The sequence below is a fragment of the Bifidobacterium sp. VU/mBH4 (B4) genome, assembly GCF_058199535.1.
This window is the reverse complement of sequence record NZ_JBVPQJ010000006.1, coordinates 113,404-124,107: the sequence shown is the minus strand read 5'-3', so window position 1 is coordinate 124,107 and position 10,704 is coordinate 113,404. Positions and strand designations below refer to the sequence as shown.

At 58.9% G+C, this 10,704-nt stretch carries 11 protein-coding genes and 1 rRNA gene; 5 read left to right on the top strand and 7 right to left on the bottom strand.

The genetic code is table 11. The annotated features are described in order from the left end of the window. Positions 1-63, bottom strand: a 16S ribosomal RNA gene (locus AC0AII_RS07810); the annotation flags it as partial. Between the two features lie 644 nt (positions 64-707). Here AC0AII_RS07810 and AC0AII_RS07805 point away from each other — a divergent pair. After that, positions 708-1,463 carry a Sir2 family NAD-dependent protein deacetylase gene (locus tag AC0AII_RS07805; RefSeq protein ID WP_313837502.1) on the top strand — a complete coding sequence of 252 codons (756 nt, stop codon included), beginning with the start codon at positions 708-710 and terminating at the stop codon, positions 1,461-1,463. A gap of 869 nt (positions 1,464-2,332) precedes the next feature. Here AC0AII_RS07805 and AC0AII_RS07800 read toward each other — a convergent pair. Both AC0AII_RS07800 and AC0AII_RS07795 read right to left on the bottom strand, forming a co-directional pair. Beyond that, positions 2,333-2,713 (bottom strand): toxin-antitoxin system protein, encoded by a 381-nt coding sequence (locus tag AC0AII_RS07800; RefSeq protein ID WP_198189747.1) that lies wholly within the window; start codon positions 2,711-2,713, stop codon positions 2,333-2,335. Beyond that, on the bottom strand, positions 2,710-3,060 hold the full coding sequence (locus AC0AII_RS07795) for a hypothetical protein (protein WP_313837505.1): 351 nt from the start codon (positions 3,058-3,060) through the stop codon (positions 2,710-2,712). The genes AC0AII_RS07800 and AC0AII_RS07795 overlap by 4 nt, the downstream gene beginning before the upstream one ends. Positions 3,061-3,832: 772 nt before the next feature. Here AC0AII_RS07795 and AC0AII_RS07790 point away from each other — a divergent pair. Continuing rightward, positions 3,833-4,123, top strand: a complete 291-nt coding sequence (locus tag AC0AII_RS07790; protein ID WP_490446718.1) for a hypothetical protein — start codon at positions 3,833-3,835, stop codon at positions 4,121-4,123. Positions 4,124-4,370: 247 nt separating this feature from the next. On the opposite strand, the gene AC0AII_RS07785 is transcribed toward AC0AII_RS07790, so the two are convergent. After that, positions 4,371-4,592 carry a hypothetical protein gene (locus AC0AII_RS07785; protein WP_313837509.1) on the bottom strand — a complete coding sequence of 74 codons (222 nt, stop codon included), beginning with the start codon at positions 4,590-4,592 and terminating at the stop codon, positions 4,371-4,373. A gap of 121 nt (positions 4,593-4,713) precedes the next feature. Between AC0AII_RS07785 and AC0AII_RS07780 the strand changes: the two genes are divergently transcribed. Continuing rightward, positions 4,714-4,929, top strand: coding sequence for a hypothetical protein (locus tag AC0AII_RS07780; RefSeq protein ID WP_313837511.1), 216 nt, complete (start codon positions 4,714-4,716; stop codon positions 4,927-4,929). A 43-nt stretch (positions 4,930-4,972) separates the two neighbouring features. Continuing rightward, a complete protein-coding gene (locus AC0AII_RS07775) occupies positions 4,973-5,188 on the top strand; it encodes a hypothetical protein (RefSeq protein WP_198189755.1) in 216 nt (71 codons plus the stop codon). Positions 5,189-5,474: 286 nt separating this feature from the next. Here the strand turns inward: AC0AII_RS07775 and AC0AII_RS07770 are convergent, their stop codons facing one another. Next, complete coding sequence (locus tag AC0AII_RS07770) at positions 5,475-5,741, bottom strand: hypothetical protein (protein WP_490446717.1); 267 nt, start codon at positions 5,739-5,741, stop codon at positions 5,475-5,477. Between the two features lie 423 nt (positions 5,742-6,164). Here AC0AII_RS07770 and AC0AII_RS07765 point away from each other — a divergent pair, with 423 nt between their 5' ends. Then, positions 6,165-6,422, top strand: coding sequence for a hypothetical protein (locus AC0AII_RS07765; protein WP_313837513.1), 258 nt, complete (start codon positions 6,165-6,167; stop codon positions 6,420-6,422). A gap of 174 nt (positions 6,423-6,596) precedes the next feature. Here the strand turns inward: AC0AII_RS07765 and ilvA are convergent, their stop codons facing one another. Further along, entirely contained in the window at positions 6,597-7,862 is a 1,266-nt protein-coding gene (ilvA, locus tag AC0AII_RS07760; protein ID WP_313837515.1) for a threonine ammonia-lyase, read from the bottom strand. Positions 7,863-8,119: 257 nt separating this feature from the next. After that, positions 8,120-10,585 carry a bifunctional alpha,alpha-trehalose-phosphate synthase (UDP-forming)/trehalose-phosphatase gene (locus tag AC0AII_RS07755; protein WP_313837517.1) on the bottom strand — a complete coding sequence of 822 codons (2,466 nt, stop codon included), beginning with the start codon at positions 10,583-10,585 and terminating at the stop codon, positions 8,120-8,122. Positions 10,586-10,704: the final 119 nt, after the last annotated feature.

The following is a 10,704-nucleotide window of genomic DNA, read 5'->3' as shown; positions in this document are numbered from 1 at the left end:
GACTTGCATGTGTTAAGCACGCCGCCAGCGTTCATCCTGAGCCAGAATCAAACCCTCCACAAAAAACCATGAAGAAGGCCGAAACAGCCCACATCAATAATTGACGGGCCAGCTTCCATAAGGAGGAAACCAACCCACGAAAAACCCCGACACCCCTCACAACGCTCCCACGTACCCGACAACAGCCGGGCGGGCATCGGACTGGCAATCAAAAAGCTATAAGTAGCACAAACACGCTCTTGAGTTCTCAAACCACCACCACACCAACAAGCCATCCAACTTCCTCCCGGAAGAAGAACCGCCGTGTTGAGCAGCAAGAGATAAACTTACCACGAGCCGGCCAAAACGCAACTCGGCCATTCTGGGAGCACCCTTAAAACCAGCAATAACAAGCCCTCAGACGGCGTGTCGTCATATGTCCCTTTTTACTTTAGAACCTCGCGAAGTTTGGACTTCAGCCTACCGTTTCTGCGTCATGCACACATTTTATTCACAAAGTATTGCTTGAGCCACTGCTGGGTCGGCGTGTCAGCATGATCCTTCTGAATTCTGGTCAGGACCGGTTACATCCAATACGGAGTTTGCCTTTCGTCCGCGATCGCCAGTCATCCACACCCTACGAATGCGAATGTTGATATAGGTGTATATTCGCGCACCAAGTTGGCCTTCGACTCATTGAGTCTATTAACGGATGGTAAGACGGGTGTATGAGCACAACAATTGCAGTACTGACCGGGGCGGGCATCTCGACTTCAGCCGGCATACCGGATTTCCGCGGGCCTGACGGGGTTTGGACCAAGCATCCCGATCAGATGAGCGTCTATGACCTGGACCTGTTCATGAGCGACCGGAAGCAGCGGGAGTATTCATGGCGGTGGCAAAAGGAGTCGCCAGTCTGGAAGGCCCAGCCCGGAGTAGCCCACAAGGCACTGGCCAAGCTGGAGCAGGCAGGCATGCTGAACCTGTTGGCTACGCAGAACTTCGATGCCCTCCACGAGAAAGCCGGCAACTCCGAGGACGTCATCGTCAACCTTCACGGAACCATCGGCACCTCCCACTGTATGAAATGCGGCCAGGCATACCGGACAGCCGACATCATGGCCAAGCTTGATCAGGAGCCCGACCCACACTGCCATAAGCCCATGCCCTACCAAGGCAACATGCCTTGCGACGGCATCATCAAGACTGATGTGGTCTACTTCGGTCAAGCCCTACCTGAGGGCGCCATGGAGAAGAGCATGAGGCGGGCCAGCCAGGCCGATCAATTCTGGGTGATCGGGTCCACCTTGGAGGTGTATCCTGCGGCCTCGCTGGTGCCAGTGGCAGCCCAGGCGGGCGTGCCAATCACCATCATGAACATGGGTTCGACCCAGTATGATTCTTTGGCAACCCGACTCATCCACGAACCCATCGAAGAAGCGCTGCCCAAGCTCGTTGACAAGACCATCGCCGGCCAGAGTTGATTCCCTAACCTTTCCACGCAATTATCGGAACAGGTCTGCGATCTGCAGATTTCTGATGGGCCCTGCAAGAACCTGCAGGGCCCACTATGACAATCCTTGAGCCGTCTTCCGTCTCACTACAGACAGACTCCGCCTGTACCGGTCCCCTATCACGCGGATACTCTGCATCAGGAAGCGAACCCCTGCCCCAGAAGAAGGAGGGCGAATCGACTCCGGAAGCCAAAGTCTTCCCGCCCGAGCAAAGCTATGATGCCCTGGACACGCCCTTCAGCACCGACGAGGACTGGGACCAGATACCAATAGGGCTCCTAAAATTCGAATAGGAATAACCACACTCTCCCGCCCCTCTGCATCCAACGCGCCCCGTCCTGTCTCTCAACCTATTTGCAGCACCGACAGAGTCGATTCTTTGCTCCAAAACCCCCATAGCCACACCACAATGATCAGCGGACACCCCTGGCTTCAGGCCATACATCCCATCGGGGCCTTTTCATGCCCGATAGCATACTTTTAGTAGAGCCATAAGCCTGAAACGCCTTGTCCCAACAGAGCTCCGACGCTTCCGATATAGAATCCAGCTCTCTCAGATGGTCACCAAGTAGATTACATGTGTAATAGCCGAGCTCAAACGCGCCCGAAAGACATGATCACGAGTCCAAATTCATCGGGGAAAGCATCGGCACCTCTCGCCAGCGGAAGAAACGACCGCTTAATAGTGTCCGCATCCGGCGAACCCGCTGGGCCATCATGGCACACATGGCCAGCTGGGGCTTCCCTTGACAGCAGATGATCAAACGGAGGAGTGCCGAATATCCCGGAATGATCATGCAAGGTCGCCGCGATCCGGCAGGTTCGGTTTCAGTCCCGTGTCATGCGCCGACGAGTTCGGTGTGGTGGTTTTCAGCGTCCCGCTGGACGAGCATGCGGAAGTATTCGCTACGGTTCTTCAACCCCTCGCGCTTGATGGCGGCGGATACGTATTCGTCCATGGGTTCGCTCAAGCGCACACTGTGCTGCACGCTCGGTTTCCTGCCCTGTTCGCGCTGCTCGAGCGATGGGCGCCCCATCAGGGTGGCGAACAGCTTCGTGGCGTCTGTGTCGGGGTCGAGCATGGCCTGGCTAATCCTCCTGGCTTCCTCGCCGCCCCATGCGGAGACTGGCGGCTTCGAGGGGGCCCGGTCGAGCCGGTCCATGCGGTTCTCGTATTCGCTTGCCTTCACGGTCGTGCGCCGTGTGTTCTCGTCGCTCATTGCCGTTTCCTTTCCGTCGTCGTCCCGTTCCCGTCCCGGCCGTCGGACCAGCGGTGCCAGTAGTCGCGCCACAGTCCGCCCAAGTGCATGACGTGGAATACCCGCATGTCGGGCCCATCGGGGTGGATGAGCACTTCGAGCAGGTCGTCGTCCAATGCGCCTGGGTGCCTTTTGCACACGATGAGCGCTGTCGGCGGATCCCCGGGCGCCGGCGGTGGCACAGACGGGTCGTCCGGGTCAACGATCGCGGTCCATACCGGTTCGCCTATAGCCCTGAGCACCATGGCCTCGTCGAGGCGGTCCTCGCCGAAATGCCGGTACGCCGAATCCGTGAACCTAATCGCCATACCACTATTGTAATGCACTTTTACAGCGTTGGGAAGAGGCTCCTCCCTGTTGATGGGCACACTGCAGAGGATTCGGCATGCTGATGCGATGACATGATCGGCCAGAGGATGAGGAAGCGCTCTGCAAGCATCAAAGAGGAGATCGGGGTGCCGGCCGGCAGACGCGGACAACCCCGTCTGCCGGCCGTTCCTGCGGCGGCAAGGCGGTGTGCTTCGCCATAGTGGCTCAACCAAGATTCAAAAAGCAAAGGGCAAGGGATATATTCGCTAGCGAAGTAAGTCAGCGGAGTAATTTGACGGAGTAATACAACTTTGTATGACTGAAATGCATTGGAAAGGAGGGGGAAATGGCGCGAAGTGAAGATGATATAAGGAGAGAGAATGCGATCTTGCACATTGGTAAAGGTCGACGAATCTGCACGCAGACATGGTCTGAAGAATGGGGAGATCAGATACGCCGTCCGCCACCCTTTCAGCTTTCAAAAAACCCTGGGCAATCCCGGAAGGCGACGGTCGCGTTCGTCGGCCCCAGGCATGAAGGAGGCTCGCCCCATAACGTCATCGAGGTGATTGCGGCTAGCCGTGAGGATGGCCTCCTGCATGCATTCCACGCCATGCCCGTCACCGACAGGTGGATGCATCTAATGCATTGCAAATGACGGCGGTTTGCTGAAGGACCCGCTATCCCAGACCGTTTGGCCTGGGGATGGCGGTCTCCCGATAAATAGAAAGGAAAACGCAGGTGAGCTATACAAGCGAGGAGCTTGATGCAATGGCTGACCGAGGTGAGCTGAAGCCCGCGCCCGGAACTGCGGTGTACAGGGACCCTGGTGCTCCGGCCCTGAAGGACAAAGAGTTGATGGGCATCTTCGCCGGCCGACCCCGCGAAGAGGAGCGACGTCCCGTCAACGTGGAACTACGTGTGAAGGTCACGCCGACCATGAAGGACCCCCTGAAGCACATCGCCCGGGAGGAGAACCTGCATAACTCTTCGGCGCTGGTTCACTCCGTCCTGGCCGACTTCATCCGGAATCGGGCGAAAAAAGCATGTAAAGCCTTCTGACTGCCTAGCTTCTGATTGTCGTTGTCTTAAGCAAAAAGCAATGGCTGCGATCCGGAAAAGCCGCGGCCTTTTCCTGATTACAGGAGCCCATAAAACGACCCGAAGCCGAAATGAATCATCGAAGAGAATGCCCTCCACAGCAGGACGCGGCTGGTAGATCCAAGGAATACTCAGAAGAAAAAAGTGCGGCCTTTGACTGCAGGTCGTCAGTGTGGTGCCATAGAGATAGAAGGCGGGAGAGAGGAGCTCAAACGCTCAAGATGACCAGAAGCGCCGGCAGGCATGGTGTAACGAATACCAAGAAATCGGCTATGCCGTCCTGCATTATGCAGGCAAAGAGGAGGTCTAGGCTCGGAATGGGCTGGATGCCGTGGTGTTCGTCGGGCCCAGGCATCCTGGAGCGCTTGAAAAGAATTGCATCGAGGTCATAGTCAAGGAAGACGAGCCTGGGGAATTCGTCGCCTTCCACACCTTGACCGTCAACGACGTGTGGCGCTATCTGATTGAGTAGCACAAGCGCGACCGATAGACGGACAGACAAACCAACCAACGATCAAAAAGCCATGTCTATGGATAAAGGAATCGAAGCCATGAACGAATACGAGTACGAGCCTAAGACGGAAAAAGAGCGCCGGCAGATGGAGGAGATGAACACCAAGGCCGAACGCGGCGAGCGCCTGGATGCCGTCCCCGGCACCGAACGGTTCATGGACCCGAACCGCGAGGTGGACGAGGACCAGTTCTTCAGGGATCTCCATACGGAATTCGAACAGATGCGCCTGCGCCGGGCCGAGGCCACCCGGTGAGGGCGAAGAGAGACAGGCGCACAGGAAGGGAAAGGAGCGCAAAATGGCCAAGCAAGTCACACCCGAGAACCAGAAGGACATCGATGCGATGATCCACGCAGCCGACCGGGGGGAGCTGATCCACCACACGGAGGCCGCTATCCGGCGGGACCCCGGCGCCCCGCTGCTGACCGACGAGCAGGCCGCATCGCTCATTGCCCAGAGCATGGCGAAGTTGGAGAAGCTGGAGAAGCAAGGGGCCGAGGAACGGACCGCGTGATGCGCCTGGAGGGTCAGGGCGCCCAAGGACCTGGGCGACAAAGCCAGCCGGGCGGCCAAGAAGGAGGGCACCCCCAAGTCGGCCATCATCCGCAAGGCATACCCAGAACGGCCAGCCGGTCCTGGGTCATCCTGGTGGACAGATTCTCCATCTCCAGCATGCGGTACAAGCCTGCCGGAGCCGGCAGAAAAGAGCAGAGCAGAGCCGGGCGTGCGCACCGGAAGAACTGCCACAGTCTGAAGCAAGCATTCCACCGTTATCCCAAAAAGGACCCGAAACCAGCTCATCACATCCATAGAACACCGGCAATCACGAAATCACCATCAATCAATACACCCCAAGTGCGCCAACCACCACAGACAGCAATCACGTCCAGACAAGCCACAATCAGACCAAATTCAAGAGATGGACTTCTTGCATTAAAATGCGGAAAATCCAGTGTTATCGTTGAAATGACACCAAATTCTGCGCACGATGCGCTAATCCGACAAAATTCGGCTGCAGGGACATGCGCAAAATCCAAAATCTGCGCGGGAACCAATGCACGAAACAAGCGAGATCAACGGCCTTTATGTGGACCGTTGCCTGTTGATGCAGCAAGCCGTACCTGCCGGCCAAAGGCAAGAGGAAGATTCAGCGATTCTGCTCACCAAAGTGTATGAACAACTACCACTGGAACGAGGACAAGGACGCCCTAAACCGGTTCGCCGACAAGTCAAAGATGAACCGCCAACACAGAAAACAAACAGCGAACGCCGAGCGGAAACCTTGAGTCCCTCCTCTTTAACAAGAACCCTCACTGCGTAGATATACTGAATTTAGTATGAAAAATCTTCTCTTGCCGGGAACAGAACGGGGAACAAAGAGAAGCAATAAAGGGTATTGCCTCCTTACGAAAGAATTCGCCAGTCAGAATCCACGGCCCCTAGGCGGACCGCAATGGAAGCAGCTCAACAGGCAGCGCTGGGCCTACCTAATGCCCGACTTCTGCCGCATATTTCCGCCTATCCGCAACCCCGAGCCTGGTGCAGCCGAATGGGTGCGCATCAACGGCAGCCGGACCTACGCCTACCAGACCCCGGTCATCACCTGGAAATCGCTCCGGAACCAGATGGGCTCGAACTATGCAGAAGCACGAAACTTCGTCACCAGATTCAAACAGTCGCAGAACCATAAGGCCGCTCTCTGGAACGCGGCCCTGACCGATGCCGGCGCAGAGGGCAGCCTACATTAGAGCATCAAGAAAGACGGCGCAAGGATTGCCATAGATAGTCCATGCAAGAACCTGCAGGCTATCAGCCAAACTCAGCAACGGCGACGGCCATTTTGTCTCTTCGCCCGGTCGTGATCCTTATCTTGGAACCTTGGAAGCTGGGCATTGGACCCCGGTTTCGATCGGGAAACCAAGTCAGTAGTTCTGATGGACTTGGAAGCCCCGGCTGCGCAAGGTATCCAAAATCTGGGTGATGTGGTCGGGGCCGTTGGTCTCCACAGTCACTTCCAAGAGCACGCCGTTGTCATAGTGGCCGGAGGATTTGAACTGGTCGTGGTTGAGCTCGATCACATTGGCTCGCAGATCGGCCAGGACCGTGGCCACATTGACCAGCTGGCCGGGAACGTCGGGCAGCTCCACGCCAAACTGCATGATGCGTCCGCGGGAGATCATCCCCCGCTGGATGACCGCACCCATGGTAACCGTGTCGATGTTGCCGCCCGAGATGATGGGGACGATCACGTGCGGCCCAGGAGCCGACCGGAAGACATCGGACTGCAGATCCAACTGTCCTAGGGCTGCCAAGGAGACGGCACCGGCTGCCTCGACCACCAGTTTGTGCTTCTCCAGCATGAATAGGATCATTTCGGAGATGTCGCTTTCGGTTACCTGGACCAGATCATCCATATAGCGGCTGAGAAGAGCATAGTTCAGATCGCCGGGACGTCTGACGGCTACACCCTCGGCAGCCGTACGCATCTGGTCTGCTGCGACCACATGGCCAGCTGTCAGAGACTCACGCCAGGCCGGAGATCCTACTGGAGTGGCTCCAATGACTCTGACCTCAGGCTTAAAGGTCTTTACGGCGAGCGCAACACCAGCACCCAGCCCGCCTCCACCCAGGGGAACCACGATATCGGTGACATCGGGCACGTCCTGAAGAATCTCCATGGCTATGGTCCCCTGACCGCAGACGACCTCGTAGTCGTCAAAGGGCGGGACGAAGGTCATGCCGCGATCACGTGCCAGCCCCAAGGCGTAGTCAGAGCTTTCATCGAAGACCTCGCCCTGCAGGACAACCTCGGCACCATAGGCCCGAGTGGCATCGACTTTGAGGGGCGGCGTGATCCGGGGCATAACAATGGTGGCCTTCGCGCCCCGGCTGCGGGCAGCAAAAGCCACCCCCTGGGCATGATTGCCAGCGGAAGCGGTGACGATCCCGCGATCCAGCTCGTCCTGATTCAGCGAGGCCACCTTGTTGTAAGCTCCGCGAATCTTGAAGGATCCGGTCAGCTGCAGATTCTCCGGCTTGAGCAGAACGCGATGGCCTATCCGAGCACCCAGATCATCGGATTCCTCGATAAGGGTATGACGGGCCACACCTTCCAGACGTTGGGCGGCTTTGCGCAGATCAGCGGCATGATCGGACTCAAGACAGGCAGTGATTGTTGAAGTATCCATGCTCCAAGTATGGTCGGCCGGGCCCGACCAATGGGGTCAGCCGTCAACATGGTGGACACCTAAACATACTGAAAATCCAAAACATGTGAGCAATCGAACGTTTGGGCACCCGAGGACCGGACAGGCATGAGAGCGGATCTGAAACAACCAGACCGATAACCAAACCAACCACCAGCCTGCCCGTGAACTTGACGGATTTCACGAGCGGTTACCGGTAGTGGCTAACAGTCGCCGGTGATGGCTTGCGGTCGTCTGCCTTACTTGTCGTCAGTGAGCTGGGCATGCGCCTCGTCGACCACGGTATGGTCGTCGCGGAAGTCGTGGGAGGCCACGGGCTCATTGGAGTCACGGGCCACACCGGCACCCAGGTCGGCCAGCAGCAGAGTGACTGCGGTCGGATCGTTGACCCGCAGCCGAGCCTTGGTCTGGCCGGGCCCGACCTTGATGGTCCATCCCTTATCGGGCATGACGGCGAACATGGTCTCGTCCGTTTCATCGTCGCCCAAGGCCATCATGAAGTCGTAATCATCGCTGTTGACGAAGGGCAGGATGGCCTGGCCCTTGCTGGTGGCCACAGGGGTGACCTCGACGACCTTGGAGTTCTCCATGATCATCAACCCCAGGCCGACCACTACTCCGCGCAGACGATGGAGCAGATCCTGACGCTCCTGTTCCGCCACCTGGGCATCGCTCATCCGGTAGTGCCAGGCCACCGCATCGGATTTGCTCTCCACAAAGGAGTTGGGGACCCTGGTGGCCGACTCATCCATGATGGGCCGGATCACCTTCTGCCAGGTATCGGAGTCGGGCAGGCCTTGCGCCCGCTGCCACTCGTCCGAGTCGCTGCCGGGCAGGTTGCGGTTCCAGGCGCCATGCTCGGCAATCAGCCCCACCGGCAGGTCACCGAACCAGTCCTGCATGATCTGATGGCTGCGGCCGGAGACCAGCAGGAAGTCCACATCGGGATTGCTTCCCACCTGGGTCAGCAGACGGCGGAGGGCCTGGGTGGGCTTGGCTCGCTCAGGACGGCGAACCAGCGGGGTCAGCGTCCCGTCATAGTCGCACAGGACCAGACGACGATGGGCGCCGTCCCACTGACGAACGATGGCGTTGTGGTGATCCATACGCAGCCTCCTGTCTGTCATGCCCGGAGTGGACACCTGCCGCAGGGAGTCGAGGAACGAGGTGCACCAGTTGGCTGCGGTGCGCACCTTGAGCCGGGCCTGCATGCGGATGTTGCGCCGTTTGGACTCCTCGGGGGTGATCTCCAGAGCGTTGTGCAGCGCCTCGCAGACCATGTCGATGTCGTAGGGATTGACGATGAAGGCATCGGTCAGCTCGTCGGCAGCCCCGCACATGTCCGACAGGACCAGGGTGCCGTCGCGCCCGTCATGGCAGGCCAGGTACTCCTTGGCCACCAGGTTCATCCCATCGCGCAGGGGGGTGACCAGGGCTACGTCTCCAGCCGTGTAGATGCCGCAGACCGGCTTGATGGACAGGGAGCGGGTGATGTAGTGGATGGGGGTCCAGGCTAGCAGGGAGTAGCGGCCGTTGATCTCGCCCACCAGCTGGTCCACCTGGGCCTTGAGCCGCTGATAGGACTCGACGACCTCACGCGAGGGGGTGGCCAGCAGGTAGTAGGTGACATGGCCCACCCACTCAGGGTACTTGTCCAGCATGCGGCCGAAGGCCTGAAGCCGCTCGGGCAGACCCTTGGTGTAGTCCAGCCGGTCCACCGAAACGATGACCTTGTTGGAGCGGCTGCCCACCGAGGAAGCTGCCTGCTTGGCCAGCGTGGACTCGGGGATGTCCTTCTCCATGTAGTGGCTCCACCAGTTGGCGTCCGATGTGGCGGCTTCGTTGGCCGCCACGCCCTCGGCAGTCACCGAGGTGCGGTAGCGATGACGGGGGGACTTGCCACAGGCCTCGTCGATTCCTCGACGCATGGCCCGGGCCAGGCCGGAGTGGGCGGTACGCCGGTAGAGATTGTAGTCGATGCCGATGGGGAAGGCGTCGATGGCTGCTCGGTGGCCGTCAGGCATCTCGACCACGCCGTCCCGGTTGACGGGCAGTTCGGGCAGCAGCCTGTGCAGGGAAGCCAGGAAGCTGGCGGAGAAGTCCACCGTGTGGAAGCCGATCAGGTTGGCGCCCAGGACGCCCTCCAGGATCTCGCGGCTCCAGGGCAGGGAGCGGAAGATCTCGGCGCTTGGGAAGGGCACGTGCAGGAACCAGCCGATGGAGGCGTCAGGGTAACGTTCGCGCAACATCTTGGGCAGGAGCATCAGGTGGTAGTCCTGGACCCAGATGGTGTCGCCCTTGCGGATAAGCGGCTCCACCACCTGTGCAAAACGCATGTTGACCTTGCGGTACATCTCCCAGTCCTCCTGGCGGAAGACGGCCTCGTGCGAGAAGTCATGGAAGAGCGGCCACAGGGTGTTGTTGGAGAACCCGGCGTAGTATCCGTTCAGCTCCTCCTTGCTCAGGAAGATAGGAATGCACCGGCTCTCCCGGTAGGCCTGACGGATGCGGTCCAGCTCCTTTTCCGAGTACTTCTGAGGATCGATGCCGCTCCAGCCGATCCAGAGGCAGTCCTTATGGGAACGGTGGTAGGGGCCGATGGCCGTGGCCAGTCCCCCCACGTTCTGGTGCAAGGTGTAGGAGCCGTCTTCCTGCGCCTGCAGTGACATGGGCAAACGATTGGAGACAATGATCAGACGAGACATGCAACCCGCTTTCTATTCCCGTCCGTGCCGGAATCGTCGGGATTGACCACGGCGCGGACCCATCGCCCCTGGACCCGGGGGACCCATCCGGTCCCACAGGCCCATCAGGGCATCGCTGA

Coding starts and splice junctions, on each gene's coding strand:
- AC0AII_RS07795 (WP_313837505.1), bottom strand. CDS start 3,060: ATGGCGATTAGGTTCACGGATTCGGCGTACCGGCATTTCGGCGAGGAC.
- AC0AII_RS07800 (WP_198189747.1), bottom strand. CDS start 2,713: ATGAGCGACGAGAACACACGGCGCACGACCGTGAAGGCAAGCGAATAC.
- AC0AII_RS07755 (WP_313837517.1), bottom strand. CDS start 10,585: ATGTCTCGTCTGATCATTGTCTCCAATCGTTTGCCCATGTCACTGCAG.
- ilvA (WP_313837515.1), bottom strand. CDS start 7,862: ATGGATACTTCAACAATCACTGCCTGTCTTGAGTCCGATCATGCCGCT.
- AC0AII_RS07780 (WP_313837511.1), top strand. CDS start 4,714: ATGAACGAATACGAGTACGAGCCTAAGACGGAAAAAGAGCGCCGGCAG.
- AC0AII_RS07790 (WP_490446718.1), top strand. CDS start 3,833: ATGGCTGACCGAGGTGAGCTGAAGCCCGCGCCCGGAACTGCGGTGTAC.
- AC0AII_RS07775 (WP_198189755.1), top strand. CDS start 4,973: ATGGCCAAGCAAGTCACACCCGAGAACCAGAAGGACATCGATGCGATG.
- AC0AII_RS07805 (WP_313837502.1), top strand. CDS start 708: ATGAGCACAACAATTGCAGTACTGACCGGGGCGGGCATCTCGACTTCA.
- AC0AII_RS07765 (WP_313837513.1), top strand. CDS start 6,165: ATGCCCGACTTCTGCCGCATATTTCCGCCTATCCGCAACCCCGAGCCT.